Origin of the sequence: Leptospira sp. WS58.C1, assembly GCF_040833995.1 — a bacterium.
Lineage (GTDB): Bacteria > Spirochaetota > Leptospiria > Leptospirales > Leptospiraceae > Leptospira_B > Leptospira_B cinconiae.
Map to the genome: position 1 here is coordinate 297,341 of NZ_CP162138.1, position 19,936 is coordinate 317,276.

Annotated in this window: 15 protein-coding genes; 5 read left to right on the forward strand and 10 right to left on the reverse strand. The window is 40.3% G+C overall.

All coding sequences use genetic code 11. The features are described from left to right. Positions 1–238: 238 nt before the first annotated feature. Positions 239–1,303 (reverse strand): hypothetical protein, encoded by a 1,065-nt coding sequence (locus tag AB3N61_RS18650; protein WP_020769423.1) that lies wholly within the window; start codon positions 1,301–1,303, stop codon positions 239–241. A 286-nt stretch (positions 1,304–1,589) separates the two neighbouring features. Between AB3N61_RS18650 and AB3N61_RS18655 the strand changes: the two genes are divergently transcribed. Then, complete coding sequence (locus AB3N61_RS18655) at positions 1,590–1,721, forward strand: TraY domain-containing protein (protein WP_367899219.1); 132 nt, start codon at positions 1,590–1,592, stop codon at positions 1,719–1,721. Here the strand turns inward: AB3N61_RS18655 and AB3N61_RS18660 are convergent. From AB3N61_RS18660 to AB3N61_RS18690, 7 genes are all read right to left on the reverse strand, one after another. Beyond that, complete coding sequence (locus tag AB3N61_RS18660; RefSeq protein WP_367899220.1) at positions 1,712–1,987, reverse strand: type II toxin-antitoxin system RelE family toxin; 276 nt, start codon at positions 1,985–1,987, stop codon at positions 1,712–1,714. The genes AB3N61_RS18655 and AB3N61_RS18660 overlap by 10 nt on opposite strands. Then, positions 1,977–2,219 carry a CopG family transcriptional regulator gene (locus AB3N61_RS18665; RefSeq protein ID WP_036090277.1) on the reverse strand — a complete coding sequence of 81 codons (243 nt, stop codon included), beginning with the start codon at positions 2,217–2,219 and terminating at the stop codon, positions 1,977–1,979. The genes AB3N61_RS18660 and AB3N61_RS18665 overlap by 11 nt, the downstream gene beginning before the upstream one ends. A 314-nt stretch (positions 2,220–2,533) precedes the next feature. Further along, on the reverse strand, positions 2,534–3,520 hold the full coding sequence (locus AB3N61_RS18670; RefSeq protein WP_367899221.1) for a leucine-rich repeat domain-containing protein: 987 nt from the start codon (positions 3,518–3,520) through the stop codon (positions 2,534–2,536). Positions 3,521–4,305: 785 nt separating this feature from the next. Beyond that, complete coding sequence (locus AB3N61_RS18675) at positions 4,306–4,623, reverse strand: hypothetical protein (protein WP_157186930.1); 318 nt, start codon at positions 4,621–4,623, stop codon at positions 4,306–4,308. A gap of 460 nt (positions 4,624–5,083) precedes the next feature. Next, on the reverse strand, positions 5,084–6,238 hold the full coding sequence (locus tag AB3N61_RS18680; RefSeq protein ID WP_367899222.1) for a hypothetical protein: 1,155 nt from the start codon (positions 6,236–6,238) through the stop codon (positions 5,084–5,086). Between the two features lie 920 nt (positions 6,239–7,158). Continuing rightward, positions 7,159–7,704 (reverse strand): hypothetical protein, encoded by a 546-nt coding sequence (locus AB3N61_RS18685; RefSeq protein ID WP_367899223.1) that lies wholly within the window; start codon positions 7,702–7,704, stop codon positions 7,159–7,161. A gap of 151 nt (positions 7,705–7,855) precedes the next feature. Further along, positions 7,856–8,893, reverse strand: a complete 1,038-nt coding sequence (locus AB3N61_RS18690; RefSeq protein WP_367899224.1) for a tyrosine-type recombinase/integrase — start codon at positions 8,891–8,893, stop codon at positions 7,856–7,858. Positions 8,894–9,418: 525 nt separating this feature from the next. Here AB3N61_RS18690 and AB3N61_RS18695 point away from each other — a divergent pair. The 4 genes from AB3N61_RS18695 to AB3N61_RS18710 all read left to right on the forward strand — a co-directional run bounded on the left by AB3N61_RS18695 (position 9,419) and on the right by AB3N61_RS18710 (position 18,530). Next, positions 9,419–11,875, forward strand: a complete 2,457-nt coding sequence (locus AB3N61_RS18695; protein ID WP_367899225.1) for an ATP-binding protein — start codon at positions 9,419–9,421, stop codon at positions 11,873–11,875. 144 nt (positions 11,876–12,019) lie between these two features. Further along, positions 12,020–14,539, forward strand: a complete 2,520-nt coding sequence (locus AB3N61_RS18700; protein WP_367899226.1) for a histidine kinase N-terminal 7TM domain-containing protein — start codon at positions 12,020–12,022, stop codon at positions 14,537–14,539. Between the two features lie 6 nt (positions 14,540–14,545). Continuing rightward, entirely contained in the window at positions 14,546–17,533 is a 2,988-nt protein-coding gene (locus tag AB3N61_RS18705; protein WP_367899227.1) for an MHYT domain-containing protein, read from the forward strand. Position 17,534: 1 nt separating this feature from the next. Further along, positions 17,535–18,530 (forward strand): HD domain-containing phosphohydrolase, encoded by a 996-nt coding sequence (locus AB3N61_RS18710; protein ID WP_020770004.1) that lies wholly within the window; start codon positions 17,535–17,537, stop codon positions 18,528–18,530. Positions 18,531–18,612: 82 nt separating this feature from the next. Here AB3N61_RS18710 and AB3N61_RS18715 read toward each other — a convergent pair whose 3' ends face one another. Together AB3N61_RS18715 and mtnB are read right to left on the reverse strand one after the other, a co-directional pair. Beyond that, positions 18,613–19,296 carry an SDR family NAD(P)-dependent oxidoreductase gene (locus tag AB3N61_RS18715; protein WP_020770168.1) on the reverse strand — a complete coding sequence of 228 codons (684 nt, stop codon included), beginning with the start codon at positions 19,294–19,296 and terminating at the stop codon, positions 18,613–18,615. Between the two features lie 4 nt (positions 19,297–19,300). Next, positions 19,301–19,936 (reverse strand): methylthioribulose 1-phosphate dehydratase, encoded by a 636-nt coding sequence (mtnB, locus tag AB3N61_RS18720; protein WP_367899228.1) that lies wholly within the window; start codon positions 19,934–19,936, stop codon positions 19,301–19,303.

Sequence of the window (19,936 nt, forward strand, 5' to 3'; positions counted from 1 at the left end):
AAAAGGCAACTCTTAAATATAGAATAAACGCTATATTAAGCCTGCCACGGACGGCAGGCGCTATAATGAGGGGCGCGGCATGGCAGATAACGACCAAGGTGTTCCGACGTTCGCAACGGCACGAGTTTGCCCATGCAAACGAAGTGACGGACGCGAATGTGGCGAAGCCCAAGCAAGGGTTGCGAAGCAAGCCCGCAGCGCTGCGGAAGCACCGAAAGTTAGACGACGATGCTATCAATTAGCCATGGATACCATTTCCTCGTTTTCTTAGCACCATCGTATAGGTATCATGATATTCATCACTACCATCTCTATACTTTAGCTTTACTGGATGCTTCTTTCTCAATAATATTTCGTAAGAACCCAAACATCGAGCTGACAATTGCTCAATTAGATTTTTATTAATAAATGAGCCTACTAAATAAATGCTATTGAAGTTGTTCGGAAGAATTTTACCGTTAATGTACCTTTCGTAAACTTCTGGCGTTTCATGGACTTTTATATTTTTCCCAACAATCACGACTGCTAAATTTGAATTAGGTCTTTGAAAATTTAAATTTTTATCTTCACCCACTTTCTTGTCAGCAAGCTCCAAGAGAAATTCAATTAATTGATCAACTTCAACTATTAGCGAAGCGTCTTTAACTTTCCCATAGACTTTTCCGCCGATCAAGTCCAACTCATTCAGCAGTATCGTATAAAAATGCCCCAACTCTTCAATAATTTGGTATTTTTCATAATATTCTTTAATTTTACCGGAAGCTTTTAAAAAGTTTGGAAATGCATAATTTTCTAAGTAGTAATCTCTTACGGCTATTTTCTCTTCCTCTATAATTTTACCTGTAACAAACAAGTCTAGCGACTCACGTTGCGATGGCGAAATGTATCTTTTCGCTTTCATTAGCAATGAAGTGGACACAAAGTGATACGTGGCATGAACAAAATTTTCATTGTCTTCCGCTTTGTTACTTAATCTAATGATTACTTGATCGTTTTCTAAAAATGTTTTCTTATCAATTTTATCCAAATCAACCCAATCGATTCTACATTTTTTAAATTCCATCTGCGGGATCGAAGCAACAATTCTTCTAACAAAAATATTAATTCTCGATTGAATATCGCGTTGAATATAACGTTTCCTAGCCCAACCAGCAAATATTCCAATTTGTGTGAAGAGCTTATATATTAGAGAAGCCCATTTTTCGACTATATCTGGATTTTTAACAATTTGATATATTATAATAAATAAACTTAATGTTGAGAAAGAACTGAAAATTAAATATAGAATTATCAGGTCAACCATACTTCTTTTTCTCCAATTGTCTATGAAACTGGTCAATGCATTCTAACGAATCGCAAACTAACTTAATCTCTCCTGACTCGGGAAAAATTGAATGTAAATTCTGTTCAGTAATGACCGACTTGCAAAACTTACATTTCAATTCTCTGTTTCTAAATTTTCCAAGAATTCCTAACCGAGACATTATAAGCTCTGTTTCATCATCCAAAAAAGCGCTTAATTTATTTTTCATCTTACACTCCTATTTATAGCATTGTCGTCTAACGACCAAGGTGTTCCGACGTTTGCAATGGCACGAGTTTGCCAATGCAAACGAAGTGACAGAAGCAAATGTGGCGAAGCCCAAGCGAGAGTTGCGAAGCAAGCTCGAAGCGCCGCGGAAGCACCGAAAGTTAGGCGATGCGACCGCCCCTACTTGTAGCTATCTTTTCTCTGATCTATATCTACAAAGATTACTAATAGCTCGTTGTCTTTAATCAAATAAAACAAGCGATACTTACCAATACGATATCTATAAAGACCGTCAAACTCCCCTTTCAGCTTTTTGATATTCGGTCCAAAGAATGGATTCTTTTTTAGAATTGGATAGACGTAATCTGTTAATTTCTTCTGAAGATGAGAAAACTGACGATCTTTGAGTTTACTTTGAAATTGTTCGGTCTCCGCTATTTTATATTCAGCGGACAACTTTATATTTTCCTTGAGCTACTTCTTTCAGTCCCTTTTTCAAGGATGAAATAAGCTGTTTATCTGAAAGAATTTCATCCATCTCTTCATCTGAGGCATAAAACTCATTTGTAAGATACTGAATGGCAGCATTTTCAACAAAGTTCGAAATAGTACGCCTTTCGCCTTCGGCGGCTTTCTTAAATATATCGTAGATCGGATCTTCAATACGCAATGTAATTGTCTTAGACATACTCATTAGACCTGCATTTTTATTCAAAATATAGCATTATAATTCGAATGTCAAATTGCTTTTTCAAAATTTTTGAAGCGAAGTCCCTAAATAATCCTGCTTTCAAAAAAGAATTTTGCGGTCGTTTCGCCTAACGACCAAGGTGTTCCGACGTTTTGCGAGTGCGAAGCACTTGGCACGAGACTTGCTCTGCAAGACGAGTGACAAAGCAAAATGTGCCGAAGGCCAAGCGAGAGTTGCGAAGCAAGCTCGAAGCGCTGCGGAAGCACCGACAGTTATATGCAGTTGCCCGAATATAAGAAAGTGGAGAAGCACTATCGAGCTTTCTGGATAATGGCTAATGCTTCCTTTTTTAAAGATTCATATTTTGCAGCATACTCATTACATTTTTCAACCGACGACGGATTATTACACTTAACTCTCCCAGCGCTTTTACCTAAAAATTCAAACCATTCGGAGTTGGGATCAGCGATTTTTCTTTTCCCTTTATAATCAATTTGAACCTCCGGATGATATTTACGAATATCATCGTCGGAAAGTGATGCTCTAAAATCAGTCTTCGGAAGAAATATATCAGAATAAGCGATCTTAGAGAAAGGTGATCTTATTGCACCCTCTACTTTCGGAAAGCATACTTCGATAAATGCAAATTCTCTAACATCTAAGATATTGCTCGGGATCTTAATCCTTTTTAATTTTCTTAATTTTACAATCGGAAGTAACGAAGGGAAAGGTAATTTATTTAGTATACGTCCAAATGCCAACACTTCCAAATCCTGAAGTTCTGCTAAAAATTCAAAATCATCTATTGGTTGTGACCAATCCAATGTTCCATCAATATATAAATATTTTAGCTTTTTCAACCCATTGAGCCCGGAAAAATCCGAAACTCGTCGAAGATTTTCTAAGTGCAAAGATCTTAATTTCTGAAGTTCACTAAGCGGCGATAAGTCCGAAAAGCCAGAAGTGTATTCGAGAACTAACTCCTCTAATTTTTTAACCGAGGAAAGGAAGTTGAGATCTTTTAGCTTTACAAAGGAAATTCGTAACCGTTTTAAAGATTGTAACTTACAAAGTGACTCCAACTGTTCGCTATCTGGCTCATGAAGCGTTACTTCTTCGATATTAGGAAATGAAAAGACTTTTCTCCAATCTTTATTCTCTTTCCCATATTTGATTATTGAAACCTTTCTATCTCCTTCTTGAATATTTGTAATATCATATTGATAGCGATCCCTATTGGGAACCATTTTCCAATATCCACCCTTTCGATCTAGAAAATCTATAAAATGATGTTTCATTTAATTATCTCAATTAAGTTTAATTTGGGCAATTGCATATAACGACCGAGGTGCTCCGACGTTTGCAACGGCACGAGTTTGCTCTGCAAACGAAGTGACGGAAGCAAATGTGGCGAAGCCCAAGCGAGCGGGTTGCGAAGCAAGCCCCGAGCGGCGCGGAGGCACCGGAAGTTAGGCGCCGTAAATTATGTTTACTAATGGTTCATTACTTAATTCGCAGATCCATCCCACATTTTGGGCAAAATCTTACTGAATAAGCTCGAGGTGAGTAAGTAAAACTGCATCTTGGACAAGTGGTAAAATATTTTTTTCTAGAAAATATGGAAATAATTAGATATATTGTAAATCCGAAACTTAGCAATATGATTATCGAATATAAAGCTAACGTAAGAACCGTTGAGATGAAAGGGGACAAAATGTGACGGGCTAGATAAAAATGTAACTGCATAGTATAAGTTAATTCGAATACTCTCTTATTTACATACGAATTCAATTAGTTCAGTTTATTCCAACCCAGCGGAATAGAGAACCAAAACTAAACGACTCTATTTAGAATAACCTTCCTTCAATTTAACACCAACTCTTTTCTATAAGGTCATATTTTGATTTATGGCGCCTAACGACCAAGGTGTTCCGACGTTTCGCGAGTCCGAAGGACTTGGCACGAGACTTGCTCTGCAAGACGAGTGACAAAGCGAAATGTGGCGTAGCCCGAGCGAGAGTTGCGTAAGCAATCTCGAAGCGTAGCGGAAGCACCGATAGTTATGCGCAGTGGCTCCGCAAGCCTAGCAACTCTCAGTATGTGTCCAGAATTCCCCTTCGGGATCGCGGAAAAGATACAGCACCGCCGCGTCTCCGAGGACTTCGAGTGGCGAGAAGTAAGCGGAATCGAGTTCAAGAACTTGATCTGAATTATTTTCGGTCCATGGATCATCGGACTGAGTAAAAGTCGGGTGACCACCCAACTTTAAGCCGGAAGTGGGTTCGGTGAATGCGGAGGAGCGGGTCTCATGACTTAGAGGATACCAATGCAATTTTTTTGCTTCCGCAAGAGTCCGAATTGGAGATACAGGATTCACATTGGAATGGGAAATTGCGATCACAGGCCACTGAGCTTCGAACGGAGTGAGGATCTCTCCATTTCGAGTTGGCGCAAAAAGCCAGAGATACTGGATATCCGCGAGGCAAACAGGAATTGCTGAGAGTTCCTTGAAGTTTATCTGACAGATGGGTAAGCACGGCTCCGAGGAATATTCGGGCCATTGAAAGCTGGTCGGGAGACAACGGATTGATCCTAGTGACGAGCAGAATGGCCCGTCCGCAGGCGATAGCAAACCCGAAAAAGAACGCACCGTCTGCAAAGGAATCGTGGTATTATATTTTTGCGGAGCCATTGCGCATAACGACCAAGGTGTTCCGACGTTTTGCGAGTGCGCAAGCACTTGGCGCGAGACTTGCTTTGCAAGGCGAGTGACAAAGCAAAATGTGCCGAAGGCCAAGCGAGGGTTGCGCAGCAAGCCCGAAGCGCTGCGGAAGCACCGTAAGTTAGACGACGATCCTATGTCAGACTTGCTTAACTTGTGTAAAGCGTATTCTCATACTAGCGGTTTCATCAAATGGAATAAACTCAACTTGAAAACTCTTTCTATAAAAATAGAAAAGAGATTTAAATAATAATAAAATTCTATTTCTAATTTGAAATCTCTTCAACTCAATTTGGAATCCTCTTATTTCGAGGTTAGCCGATTCAAATATAGTATCTTTAGCTAAATAATCTCCGTCTGCAAACATCATGGACTGTAAGCATTTCTTTTCCTTAAGCAAAAAGAATATTTGCTTTCTAAAAAGTCCGGCCGTTAGTGTAGCATGTTTCTTTTCGACAAAGCCGTTAGTAAAGAATTCATTTAGCTCGAAAATCTTTACTAGATCTTTATATTTCATGAAAATCGGTAATTTATGAATATTATTGAATATGCCTTTAGTTTTGAGAAATTCTATATATTTTATGGCTTTTAGATTAGCCTCGCATCCCATAGTCATATCTGATTCAGCGAATGAGCCAGATTTCAAATCAATGGGAATGAAACTTTTTGAATTGCTCTTTTCGTCGAGTCTGAGTTCTTTTGAAGAACCCAGACATAGAATAAATGAATACCATTCCTTAAGATCATAAATTGAATATTGCCTATCGTATTTTGGAACTATATTTAAGTTAACAGTTTTACCACTCGAAATTATTCTAAATACAAACGGATGATGCTGTTTTATATTTGATATCGATAACCTATTCAGCTTTTCATTAGTTTCATCATCGAATTCGAATTTTATAGGATTAGCAAATGCTTTTTTACCATCCAATCGTAAGATAAATATTTTCGCAGGGGGAGAATTTTTTCTAAAGGTTATATTGAGATTTTCTAATACCTTTTTCTGTTTTTCTTCAAAGAATACAACTTCCTCAGCAGTTATATTCAATTCTTCGCTAAATTTGCCTTCATCAATGAAATTCAATAGTCGATCATAATTTTCGACTGTAAATTTCATTACTCCTTGTTCTGTTGATGGATTGATTCGACTTTTTAGATCTCTACCTTCAGCAGAGAGTTCTGGTTTAACTTGCAAGGATTCTATGCTTTTTTGGAAAAGCAAAGGTTTAATCAAATCATAAATATATGCCGCCACAATACTAGCGAAAATTGCAATTAGTATTTCCATCATTTTAAGTTTAGAGTAATTTTTAGGATTGTCGTCTAACGACCAAGGTGTTCCGACGTTTTGCGAGTCCGTAAGGACTTGGCGCGAGACTTGCTCTGCAAGACGAGTGACAAAGCAAAATGTGGCGTAGCCCGAGCGAGAGTCGCGTTAGCGATCTCGAAGCGAAGCGGAAGCACCGACAGTTAGGCGAAGATCGATGGCTTTATCGTCTTTTTTTGCATCTTAATCTTATTCATAGTAGAAAACTTAACCAATTGTGACTCTAAATTTGCTGAATCAAAATAGGGAATTTCAGCAAATGAATTGTCTCGAAAAATAAATTTATACATTTCCAAAGTCATAATAGACGAATTTTTTCCGCGATGGTAACTTCTTATCTTATACAATTCAACAACGTCCTCCCAGTCAATAGTCCGTAAATCAGGAGAGTATGAGATGCCCGACGAAATCACAATGCAATTTTTATCCATTTGAATATATCTTTCTCTAAATATAGGCCAGTATCCTACACATATTAAGAACCAACAAATTAATGATAATATGAGACTAGTCTCTCTTTCAAGATATCCCCGTTCGCTCAGCGAATATAGTGCGCAAAAGGCCAAGGCCGAGTATATTAAGGCAATTACAAACACATAGTACGCCTTATCTATTATTTCGAGTCTATAATATTCGGGGGTTATGAATTCTTTGTATTTTCGTCCTATAATTTTGTTTTTCATTCTAAATTAGGTTTGCATCGATTTTCGCCTAACGACCGAGGTGTTCCGACGTTTTGCGAGTGCGAAGCACTTGGCGCGAGTTTGCGCATGCAAACGAAGTGACAAAGCAAAATGTGCCGTAGGCCAAGCAAGGGTTGCGTAGCAAGCCCGCAGCGCTGCGGAAGCACCGAAAGTTAGGCGTAGTTGATGCTTTTGACAGGGTTAAACCCCTTCTTTCTTTGCAATAAAGGTAGTATATATCTTATCTGCAATATCAAGCGAATCAGAAATCCCGATAGCTTTCTCTTGCTTGATATTTAATACATTTGCAGTAGTAAATTCATCCACTACTTTTCTAATCAACGCTTTCTCAATATCTTCAACATATTTTCGATTATTAACATGAACTGAGTCCTCGACATGAGAATTAAATTCTTTTATCGGAAAAGCAAACATGCTTATTTCTGAGTCTGTTAAAAATTGTGAAACTTTTTCTTTCAACTCGTTACTAAATTTCTCATTATCATTGAATTCAAGTTTTAAGATTTGCCGAGCAATACGCCTGTATATCTGATTTTCTGTCGATTTACCCACATCGCTAAGATGCGCAGCAAGCCTACGAAATGCAGGCCTTGCTGTTTTATGGTTTCTATCACCAGTCTGACCAACATAATAGTAATCTGATTTTTTATGTTTTAACTTTACTATATAGATTAAATATGACTTTTTAAAATCTCTTCCATTGATTTTAATTTGATAGTAATCCATTAAAGTTTCTCTGCTAACAATTATAATAAAGGCAGCTAATATACAATTCCCTATTTTTAGAAACCATTTTAGCATCAATTACGCCTAACTCTGACTTTCTGCTAGTTCGCCCATCTGGCACAAAAACGGAGCATTGGCGAAGGTGCGTAAATCATAATTCATCCAGCGGACTTTTTATCTTAGAAACCATAGGGTCGACAATGCGAGCATAAATTTCAGTGGTTTTGACGGAAACGTGGCCAAGTAATCTTTGGATTAGCTTGATGGAAGTTCCGGATTCCAGAAGGTGGATCGCAAATGCATGTCGAAGATCATGGATCGAGACATCTTTAGTGATTCCTGCTTTTACCTTCGCCATAGTGAAAATTTTTTCCGCGCTTCGGACACTTAGATTTTGGTTAGGGATTTGGCCTTTAAAAATCCAAGACCTCATTCCTTGCTTATGTAGTATATTCAACAATTCATTTTTGCAACTAGTGGGAAGAAGAGTGAATCGGTCCTTTTGCCCTTTCCCTTGACGGATACGAATTGACTTTCGCTCCCAATCTAAGTCATCTCCTCTTAATTTCACAAGTTCACTCACACGAAGGCCTGCCCCATAGCAAAGCCGAAGAAGAAGGCGATGTTTAAGGTTCGACGCAGATTCAATCATTCTAGCAACTTCGGATCTCGATAAAGATTCTGGAATTCGCTTCTCCCGTTTTGGATATGGATAAGTTTTTAAATATTTCTTACCAATTACGATATTATAATAAAACTTTAAAGATTGTAGAATGGATTTAATTGAATTGGAAGCTAAGTTCTTCTCATATAAAATCCTGTCCAGATAAGATTTTAAATCAGATTCGGTTACTATATATGGGTTTTTGCCTAAGGACTTTAATAAAGCCCTGTTGTAAAAAAAATAGGATCTTAAAGTTTTCCTACTGTAGTTTCTTCTTAGTAGTTCCGTTTTAAGGGGGATTAATATAATTTCAGGATCAGCATCAATTCTCTCCCCATAATCCGAAATAAATTCGGAGAGAAACGATTCGGAAAATGGAATTTTCCAGACTCTTTGAACATTATCCCAACGAGAATTCAGGACCTTTCTTATTCTTTGATATAACTCCGTGTCATACGAAAACGAAATTACCGAGAAACATTTTCCATTCTCCCAGTGTTTCCAAATTTTGATTCGTTTGGGCATAGGGGAAAGGATAGAAATATACTAAATATTTGTATAGTAAATTATTTTAATTATAAGATATAGCTCCGCCCCTTCAGTCACACTGAAACAAAAAAAATTCATTCGAAAGGAGATCGTCAGCCCTCATTTGACGTTTCTGGTGAAATTTTGCCTTTTTTATTCGTATTTCGACTTATTGCCAGCAAATTCCGAATTTTCCAGAATATTACCTGAAAAATATCCGTTATACGCTTTTTTAGGACAAATTAATTGAAGCTAACATTAGAAAAAATTTTACAAGGCTACTTACCTCATTTTTGTATTCGCTTATACTGTTTTGATGGAGAATTTCGGAATTTTTCTCTAATACCTCATTACTCAAAGGATAATTCTTTACTGACAAAAGTTATTCGGTTCTTTAAAAACGGAGTGATTCTAATGGATCTTTTGCGGATAATAGATATTATATTTTCTTCGTATTCTTTAATTTTGAAATGAGTTCGTTTATTCTTAGATCAATTTGTATCCCTGTATTAGGCAAACCAGATGGATCGTTCTGACTCATTAAGCCCTGATTTTCGCCTTCTTTTCGAATCTGTGCCAGGCTTGTATTTGGTACTTTCTCCCGAGTCCAAAATTATAGCAGTAAGCAACGCCTATCTCAAAGCAACTCTGACTGAAAGGGATAAAATTCTAGGCAGGGGAATCTTTGAAGTTTTTCCGGATAATCCGGACGATCCGGATGCAACCGGTGTAAGTAATCTTCGAAGCTCCCTCCTCCGCGTTTTGGAAACGAAAGCTCCGGACACCATGGCAGTCCAAAAATACGATATCCAACTTCCGGAAGAAGAAGGTGGGGGTTTTACCGTTAAATATTGGAGTCCTTTAAATATTCCGGTCTTAGACAAAAAAGGAAAGGTACATTGCATCATCCATAAGGTGGAAGATGTAACCGAGTTTGTTCTCCTAAAAGAAAGAGGAGAAAAACAATCGGAGATGACCGAGGCTCTTCGTTCCCGCACAGAAGAGATGGAAACGGAGATCATCCGACGTTCCCAGGAATTACAATCCGCGAACAAAAGCCTAAGAGAAACCGAAAGGATCAAAAACGAATTTTTTGCGAACGTTTCCCACGAGCTTAGGACCCCTCTCAGTTTGATCCTAGCTCCCGTGGAATCCATCCTTCTAGATAAAAGATCCGGTCTTTCTCCCAATAACATCCAAATGTTAGAAACGGTTCACAACAATTCCGTACGACTTCTTCAAATGGTGAATAGTTTATTAGATTTTTCTAAATTTGAGGCGGGGAAGATGAAGGTGGAATTGGAATCCACGAATATCGGCGACCTGATCCAAGCCATTCTGAAAGATTTCGAGCCGAGCGCTTTGGAGAAGAATATTCGGATCCACCATGAAATACCTTCTTCAGATCTTAATGTTTTGATCGATCGTTATCTTTTCGAAAGGATCGTCTTTAACCTTCTTTCAAACGCGTTAAAATTCACGCCAAAGGACGGGAATATCTCCGTTATCGTAACGTATTCGGAAGATCAACTTTTTCTCTCCGTTCAGGATTCCGGAATTGGGATCTCGGAAGCGGACCAGAGGATCATCTTTAAAAAATTCCAACAAGCCGAAGGTTCTACCACCAGAAGGTTTGGCGGAACAGGACTCGGTCTCGCAATGGTAAAAGATTTTTCGGAACTTTTGGGCGGTTCTGTGGAGGTTTCCAGCAAACTCGGATTAGGGAGCAAATTTAAGGTAACCATTCCTGCCCAAAAAGTAGAACCGGATGAGAAGGGAACTTCTTCCAAAATTTTCTCCCATTCTCCTCAATATTCTAGTTTAGAGATCTCTAATGCAGCAGATTACAACTTTTCCGATAAGCCGAAAGTTTTAATCTGCGAGGACAATGAGGATCTTTCCAATTATATTTATTCCCTTCTCTCTCCGTTATACCGGGTGAAATCCGCTAAGAATGGAAAAGAAGGGCTTAAGTTGGTATACTTCTGGGAACCGGATCTGGTCCTTTCCGACGTGATGATGCCTGAGATGGACGGATTACAACTTTGCAAAGAGATCAAAGCAGATCCTAAAATTTCCAAAACTACCGTAGTATTACTTACCGCATTAACTCACAGAGAAGCCATGTTAAAAGGTTGGGAAGCCAAAGCGGACGAATACTTGTGTAAACCTTTCCATCCGGAAGAATTGATGGTAAGAATGAAGTCACTTCTGACCATCGCAGAGGATAGAAAGAAAAATTTAGAGGCTTTGGAGCAGAAAAATTTCGAATTAGAATTTGCAAATGCGGAATTAGAAGCGTTCTCCTACTCTGTTTCCCACGATTTGAGAGCGCCTTTGAGGGCCATCCAAGGTTATACTCAAATGATCTTAGAAGATCATAGTTCTGTTTTGGACGTTGAAGGGATCCGATTCCTGAATGTGTTAATCGAATCCGCAAAAAGAATGGAAAATCTGATCGATAACTTATTAGAATTCTCTAAAGTAGGGAAAAAGGAACTAAAAGACTCCACCTTCGATCTCACGGAAGTCGCTCAAACCGTTGCAAGCCAGATCAAGGACCAAACGGATCATAACGCGGAAATTATTGTCCATCCCCTTGCTAAAGTGACTACCGATAGGGATATGATGTCTTACGTGTTCCAGAATCTGATCTCGAACGCCGTAAAATATTCGGCTAAAAAAGAAAAACCTAAGGTGGAGATCGGGGTCACAGATACGGAAAAAGGGAAAACATTTTTCGTAAAAGACAACGGCGCCGGTTTCGATATGAAATATTATAACAGACTTTTCGGTGTTTTTCAAAGGTTACATAGACAGGATGAATTTGAAGGTACAGGTGTGGGACTTGCCATCGTACAAAGGATAGTCACCAGATACAAGGGTTCGGTCTGGGCAGAAGGTAAACCGGGAGAAGGCGCCTCCTTCTTCTTTACCTTGGGAGAAAAAGCAGGGACCGCGGTCGGTTTTCATAATTGAAAAAACCCGTCACTCTATAATTTCTTTACTTAAGAGATAAATTTCATTTTCAAAGATAGGAATCTATCCGGCGAAAACGTCTTATATTTTAAACCTAGAAACTTTCTCCTTGAGCCGAAGGAGCGGCGTTCGAAATTAGTTTTCATGGGAACGGAAGTCCAAACTTTATCCTGGTTCAAATGGACTCCTTACGCGATCCTTCCTCTATTTAGTCTTTTTCTTTCCATTCTCACTTTTCGTTTAGGTTTCAAAAATAGACAAACTTCCGGAGCGCCCGAATTCATTCTCGTATGTCTCGGAATCACACTTTATAGCTTCGGATATTTTTGGGAAATTGTCAGCACCAAACCGGCAAGTATCATTTTCTGGGACAATTTTCAATTTATAGGCCCCGACATTCTGATCGTTTCTCTTCCGTTCCTATGTTTGAGAATTGCCAATTTAAGTAGGTTTATTCATCCGATCAGTATCGTTCTTTTTTCAATCATTCCAATCTGCACTGAACTTGTAGTCTGGTTCGGACAAGAAGAATGGATCCGCCCTTCTCTCAGATTCGATAACTCTGCTCCATGGCTGGCCTTGATCTATGAATACGGTCCTTGGATGCAGATATACGTAGTCAATTTCCTTTCCGTATTCCTACTTTGCATTATAATTTTATTATATGGTGTCTGGTCACAAAGAGCATTTCATAGAATAAGATGTTTGGTATTCCTGATCGGCATTTCCCTTCCATTCGGAAGTCAAATAATGACCGCCGGTGGTTTTGTACCGTTTATCCATCCGAAGTTGGATATTTTTCCTTTGGCGGCCGGTTTCGCATTACTTGTCTGGATGTACGGTCTTTTTTATTTTAGGATATTAAATCTGATCCCTTTGGCAAGAAATCAGGTTTTTGAATATATACAAGATGCGGTTTTTGTAATGAATTCCTCCGGGGTCCTTCTGGATTGTAATGTTTCCGCTTTAAACCTTCTCGGAACGGCCAGATTAAGACAAGATCAGAAACTTTCCGAATTCCTTCCGGATTTGGACACTCTTGTGGAAGAATGCCATATTTCCAGAAAAACCAATACGGAATGGAGAACAAACCACGGAAAATACTACGATGTTTCCGTTCGTTCTCAGAAAGCGGAAGGTTCTCAATTTAAAATTGTCGTACTTAGGGATGTGACACAAAGGGCAATTTCGGAAAGAAAACTTTCCGAAAGAAGGGACATTCTACAGAGTATTTTGGACTCAACTAGTATTCTTTTCTTGGTCTTGGACGGCGACGGAAAATTAATTTTATTGAATAAAGCCTGTTTGCAGATCACAGGATTCGACCTAATGGAGTTGGAAGGAAAAGTTTTTTGGGAAACGGAACTATTTGCGGACGAAAGAAATTCGATCGCGAAGGTTTTCGAGAAACGTTTTGCAAAGAAAAGATTCCCAAAACATACAAGCGTACTTCTAAGGACCAAAGACGGAAAATCCAGGAGGACACTTTGGGAGCATAAGGAAGTCAGGGATCGGTACGGTCTTTTGCAATACGTAATTTCCACAGGAACCGATGCTACTGGCCTGGAGGAAGCGGAATTCAGGATCGATACATTACAAAGAGCGAATAAAGAGATCTTGGCTCAAAAAGCGATCATTGAATCCCAAAAATCCGATCTGGAAGAAGTTCTACAAAATCTGAAAAAAACCCAGGCAAAATTGATCCAGGCGTCTAAGTTAGCGGATCTCGGTCAGCTAGCCGCAGGTATAGCGCACGAGATCAATAATCCGATCGGTGCCATCCAAGCGGCAGGTTTTAATATACTTTCCTATCTGGAAAAGATCAGAACGGAATTAAGATCTATCCTTCCTCTTCTCTCCTCTTTATCCGATGATGATTGGAATTCCTATAAAGAACTGATCTCAGTCGGTGTTTCTTCCAAAGAAATACTGATCGGCCTGGAAAGAAGAAGAGTTCTTGCGGAGATCAAAACGGAGATGAAATCCGCAGACATCCTTTTTCCGGAAGAAACTGCGGAATTTTTTGTGGATTTCGGGGTAGCTTCTTCTTGGAGAAATTTCGAGAGTATATTAAAAAATCCGAATGCAAGGGAACTTCTCCCCTTCTTTTTGAATCTTTTGGGACCGGAACAATGTGTGGATACGATCAAGACCGCAGTGGATCGTTCCGCAAAAATTGTATATGCACTTAGAAGTTTCGCACATTTCGAGTCGTCTCATAAGAAGAGAAAATTCTCACTTAAAGAAAATATAGATACCGTACTGACATTATACCAAAATTTGTTTAAACACGGTGTCGAAGTTTCGACTAATCTGGAAGGGATCCCAGAATTTTTGGGTTTTCCGGATGATCTAATGCACCTATGGACAAACTTGATTATGAATTCCGTCCAGGCAATGTCGTATAAAGGTTCGATCGGGATCAGCGCCTATTTACAAGAAAATGAGGTAATCGTTTCCATCCAAGACAAGGGGCCCGGGATTCCGGCGGAAGTGCAAGACCAAGTATTCGATGCATTCTTTACAACTAAACCTTTGGGTGAAGGTTCCGGTTTAGGTTTGGACATTGCAAAACGTATTGTGGAAAAACATAAGGGAAGGATCTGGTTCGATTCTTCTCCCGGGAATACTATATTTTATGTGGGGCTTCCCTTCGAGGTTTGAGTTTTTGTGATCGCATTTTTAGATAATTTTTTCATCTATAATACTTCTGCTAAACTTCTTACGGCTACGTACAATCCTTGGTTAGTTGTCCTTTCCGTTTTGATGGCGATATTGGCTTCTTATATCGCTCTTCAGATCGTAGGACAGAAAGTCCCGGAATCCGCTCCGCCTATTACCAAATATTTAATTTCGTCCGCTGCTAGCCTGGCATTAGGTTGTGGTGTTTGGTCCATGCATTTTATCGGAATGCTTTCCTTCGAATTATGTACGACCGTTCAATATGATAAAAGCCTGACTATTTTGTCCGTCGCTCCAAGTATTCTTGCTTCCGCAATCGCATTGTCATTCGTGAATAGACCCAAAATTTCAGGCGCAGAATTAATATTAGGCGGTTTACTTGTGGGTTCCGGAATAGGGGCCATGCATTATACCGGAATGGCTGCCATGCAGACAAGCGTGTTCTTACGTTATGACCCATGGTTCTTCGCGTTATCCATAGTGGTTGCCGTAGTTCTTGCGATACTCTCTCTTTGGGTACGATTCGGTTTGGAGAGTTTACAATTACGGACTTTCTGGCCTTCTTTTATTTCGGCCTGCACCATGGGATCTGCTATTTCCGGAATGCACTATACGGGTATGGCCGCTGCAAGATTCATAGGAGAAGCGGATACTAACCTGGCTTCACAAGCTTCCGATTCCACTTTCCTTGCTCTTGCAATTTCTTTGATCACGATCGCTTTCACTCTTTTTGCATTCGCAGTCAACTGGTTCTTAAGATATAGGGATCTTGTGAATAATCTCCGGGTAAGCGAATCCAGACTTAGGACCATCATCACTACGGCGGTGGATGGTGTGATCACTATGGACTCTCAAGGTAAGATTCGGGAATTCAACCGTTCCGCCGAGTTGATATTCGGTTATAAAAACAAAGAAGTGATCGGGAAGAACATTAGAGAGTTAATGCCGGATCCGTACTATAACGGCAGAGACAAAAATTCCCAAACAATGTTGAGTGCCGGTTTCGCTAAAATTATAGGAAGTAGTAGAGAAGTTATCGGGATCAGAAAAGACGGCTCCGATTTTCCAGTACGTTTAGCGATAGGACACGGCAAATTCGCAGGGGAAGATCTATTCGTAGGTTTTGTAACGGATATCAGCGAAAGAAAAATGATCGAAAACGCATTAAAACAAAGCGAACAACAGGTGCGTTCCTTGATCGAAAATATACCCGGCATTACTTACAGATGTCTTCCTAATAACGATTGGAAGATGTTATTTATGAGCGACGCTTCCGAATCAATCACGGGATATCCGGTCCAGGATTTCGTAAGTGCAAACTCGATAAGATCTTTCAAAGATATTATCCATCCGGACGATCTAAAAAGAGTGGAGTTCGAAGTCGATGCGGCAGTTTCAGGCAAAAGGGCCTTCACTTTAGAATACAGGATCCTCCACCAAAGCGGTGAGATCCGATGGCTTTGGGAAAACGGTTGCGGAGCTTACGGTGGAAATGGAGAAGCGATCTTTATAGACGGAGTTATTCTAGATATTACCGAAAGAAGAAGAATCGAAGAAGCGTTACGTAAAGAAAAAGAAAAAGCCGAACTTGCGGCGATCACTAAAACTTCTTTTTTGGCAAATATGAGCCATGAGATCCGTACTCCCATGAACGCGATCCTCGGATTTACGGAAGTACTTCTTTCGGAAGAATTGGAAAAAAATCATAGGAGCCATTTGGAAACCGTCAAAAGTTCCGCGAAATCTTTATTAAGACTTTTGAATGATATCTTAAACACCGCGAAGTTGGAAAAAGGAGCGGTGGAATTGGAAGAAATTGACTTCTCCCTTGTGAAATTAGTCGCGGAATTAAAATCCACTTTGGGTATCAGTGCCAGAAAGAAAAATCTGGAATTCGAAGTTATCCAAGATCCGGAACTACCTGAATTTTATAAGGGAGATTCTTTGCGGATCAGACAGATCCTGATGAACCTGATCGGTAACGCCGTCAAATTTACGGACAAAGGAAAAGTCAGTCTAAAAGTGACTAAAGAAGCAGGGAAACTCCATTTTGCAGTCCAAGATACCGGGATCGGGATCCAAGCGGATCGATTGGATAAAATTTTCGAACCCTTCACGCAGGCGGATATTTCCACCACTAGACGTTTTGGCGGAACGGGACTCGGCACCACAATTTGTAAGCAGCTAACGGAATTGATGGGTGGGAAAATTTGGGTCGAGAGCAATTTAGGGAAAGGTAGTACTTTCCATGTTCTTCTCCCTTTAAAAGAAGGAAAACATAAACAGGAAAACAAGATCCAAATAGGGATCAGACTTCCTCCTTTAAAGATCCTAGTCGTCGACGATGTGGAAAAGAATACGGAACTCGTAAGCCTTCTTCTGCAAAACCTAGGACATCAGGTAGAATCGTCGTATAACGGAGAAGACGCGGTAAAAAAAGTCACGACCGGTTCTTTTGATCTGGTCTTAATGGACGTACAGATGCCGGGACTGGACGGTCATCAGGCAACTAGGGTTATCCGAATGCATGAGATCCAGGGGAATGTTCCTAGAACCCCTATTTTAGCATTGACTGCAAGTGTTTTTGAGGAGGATAAAAGTGCGGCAAGTTCCGCCGGAATGGACGGATTCGTCTCTAAGCCGGTGGAAATGGACCAAATGATTGCCGAGATCGCAAGAGTATTAGGTTATTCGGAAAGAATTGCCGATCCGGAAATCTATCTTAACGAAAGAGAAGTGGAATGGGATCCGGAAAGAGCTTCGATTCTCGCCAAAGAATTATCCGACTCCTTTCAAAGAGGTTCGATCGAAGAAGAATATGTGGAAGAATTTTCGGACCTGATCCGAACAAAAGTGGAAAATTCCGATTTTAAACTTTTTAGTTCTAAAATAGAACAATTCGAATTCGAAGAGGCTTATACTCTTCTCAAAAAATTCAGCACCCAACTCGGATTGGACACGGATCTCGGAAAATAGAATGAGCCATCTACTCGATGACAGACCGAAAATTTTAGTCGTAGACGACGAAGCGGCAAACCTACAAGTACTCAAACAAATATTACAAGAAGATTATAGACTATTTTTCGCAAAAGACGGGATCAAGGCTTTAGAGCTTGCGATCTCCGAAAGACCGAATCTCATCCTTTTGGACGTGATGATGCCCGGAATGACAGGACATGAAACCTGTAAAAAACTCAGGAATGAGTTCTCTACCTCCAGGATACCGGTGATATTCGTAACGGCAATGGCGGAAGAAGAAGACGAGGCGGACGGTTTCGAAGCGGGGGCCGTCGATTATATTACGAAACCCGTAAGCCCCGCCATCGTAAAAGCTAGAGTAAAAACTCATCTTTCCCTGGTTCGGAACGATGAACTAAAAGAGACAAGACTTCAGATCATTCAAAGATTGGGCCTCGCCGCGGAATACAAGGACAATGAGACCGGACTTCATGTGATCCGAATGAGCCATTATTCCCAAACTTTAGCAAGGGCCTTGGGTTATTCGGAAGATACCGCCGAAAAAATATTACATGCTTCTCCTATGCATGATATCGGTAAGATAGGTATTCCGGATAGTATATTACAAAAACCTGGTAAACTTGATCCGGAAGAATGGGAAATCATGAAAACCCACCCCACGATCGGAGCCGAGATCATCGGAGACCATGATTCGATACTTTTGCAAATGGCGAAAAGTATCGCTTTGAACCATCACGAAAAATGGGACGGGAGCGGTTATCCGAACGGGATCAAAGGAGATACAATTCCGGTGGAAGCGAGAATAGTCACGATTGCGGACGTATTCGACGCACTAACAACAGAAAGACCTTATAAAAAAGCCTGGAGTATAGAAGACGCAGTCAATCATATACGAAAGGGAGCCGGGTCCCATTTTGATCCGGGTCTTGTACCGGTATTTCTGAATCTGATGCCTGAACTTTTGGAGATCAGAGAACGTTGGGCAGAAACTTAAAATTTATAGTCCGTCCCAAAGTATAAGCTATCGGTCAACCAAGTCACGGGCTTCATGAGACTGGACCTTTTGGGACAGGCCCTTATAACACACCCTTAGGCGGAAGAAAAAGGATCTCGTCCTGATTAAAACTTGCAGGAAGAGAATACAAACTTTCCAAAAAGATCGCAGCATCCGAAGCAGGGATCATATCTTCTCTTTTAAATCCTTCTCTGCCGTCCCAGATCGGAGTGTCTATCGCTCCCGCAAACACGGTAGTCACTCTTATCCCACGATCTTTTACTTCTTCCCGGATCGCTTTTGCAAAGCCGGCAATACCGTGTTTAGAAGCACAATAAGGAGAAGACCCCGAGAATCCTTGCCTCCCAGCGGTGGAAGAAAGATAACAAAGTAGAGATCCCTTCTTTAATAAAGGTAGAAGTTTAGAAGTCAGTAAAATAGGTGCGCTTAAATTCAGGATCAGATGTTTTTGAAGATCTTCCCATTCCAGATCTTCTATTTTTAAGAATAGACCGTCTCCGGAAGCGAAATAGATCGCATGGATCTCTTCCCAACGCTCCGAAATAAAAGAGGAAATTTTTCGTATTTGATCAGGCTCAGCAAGATTGCAGTTATAATTCTTTCCTCTTTCGAAACTTTCCTCCAAGGGCCTGCCTCTCCTGGAGATCCCGATCGGAAAATATTCGGGATTTGCATTCAATTTTTCTAATAAAGATCTGCCGATCCCGGAACCGGCCCCGACTACCAGGATATTCTTGGAACCCATACTATTACTTGGACATCGCCCGCACTTTTAATAAAAAATCGGCGGCTTCTAAATGCCGATTCGCCTGGACCAGATCCTTTCCCCAAACGGTAATCCCGTGTTTTTCTATAATACAGAAGGGGACCCTAGGTTTTGCCTCGATGAGATGTTTCTCCAAATGATCGGAAATATCCTGCACATTCGGATAATTGTATAGGACAGGGACGGATACGTTCGGATCCTCATCCCAGATACCGAACGCCTTAATGATCTCTAAGGGAAGAAGCGGAAGTTCCTCGATCGGATTCTCTTTGGAAACTCCTATTTCGATCAGATTAGATTCCGGTGTATGGACATGAAGAGAACATCCCATTTCCGGAAATGCTTTATAAACTGCTCTGTGTATGGAAGTTTCCGCGGAAGGTTTCAGACCTTCTCGACCTTTCCAACCTTCTAGTACTTTTCCGGATTGGATCTCTACCGGAAGAAAATCTTTTCGGGTCAGTTTGTTCTTATCCAAACCGCTTCCGCTTACCCAGAATACGTTAGGATCTTTTTCGTCCTTGATGGAAAGATTGCCCGCAGTTCCGGGCATCCATCCTTTGGAATGATACAGGACCCCCGACTCCGCGAGGCGGGTCAGGATTTTTTTTTGGGACAT

Excerpts from the sequence above, each read along its gene's own strand:
- AB3N61_RS18650 (WP_020769423.1), bottom strand. The coding sequence starts at position 1,303 with ATGGTTGACCTGATAATTCTATATTTAATTTTCAGTTCTTTCTCAACA.
- AB3N61_RS18655 (WP_367899219.1), top strand. The coding sequence starts at position 1,590 with ATGGCACGAGTTTGCCAATGCAAACGAAGTGACAGAAGCAAATGTGGC.
- AB3N61_RS18665 (WP_036090277.1), bottom strand. The coding sequence starts at position 2,219 with ATGTCTAAGACAATTACATTGCGTATTGAAGATCCGATCTACGATATA.
- AB3N61_RS18670 (WP_367899221.1), bottom strand. The coding sequence starts at position 3,520 with ATGAAACATCATTTTATAGATTTTCTAGATCGAAAGGGTGGATATTGG.
- AB3N61_RS18680 (WP_367899222.1), bottom strand. The coding sequence starts at position 6,238 with ATGATGGAAATACTAATTGCAATTTTCGCTAGTATTGTGGCGGCATAT.
- AB3N61_RS18685 (WP_367899223.1), bottom strand. The coding sequence starts at position 7,704 with ATGGATTACTATCAAATTAAAATCAATGGAAGAGATTTTAAAAAGTCA.
- AB3N61_RS18690 (WP_367899224.1), bottom strand. The coding sequence starts at position 8,893 with ATGCCCAAACGAATCAAAATTTGGAAACACTGGGAGAATGGAAAATGT.
- AB3N61_RS18695 (WP_367899225.1), top strand. The coding sequence starts at position 9,419 with ATGGATCGTTCTGACTCATTAAGCCCTGATTTTCGCCTTCTTTTCGAA.
- AB3N61_RS18700 (WP_367899226.1), top strand. The coding sequence starts at position 12,020 with ATGGGAACGGAAGTCCAAACTTTATCCTGGTTCAAATGGACTCCTTAC.
- AB3N61_RS18710 (WP_020770004.1), top strand. The coding sequence starts at position 17,535 with ATGAGCCATCTACTCGATGACAGACCGAAAATTTTAGTCGTAGACGAC.
- AB3N61_RS18715 (WP_020770168.1), bottom strand. The coding sequence starts at position 19,296 with ATGGGTTCCAAGAATATCCTGGTAGTCGGGGCCGGTTCCGGGATCGGC.
- mtnB (WP_367899228.1), bottom strand. The coding sequence starts at position 19,936 with ATGTCCCAAAAAAAAATCCTGACCCGCCTCGCGGAGTCGGGGGTCCTG.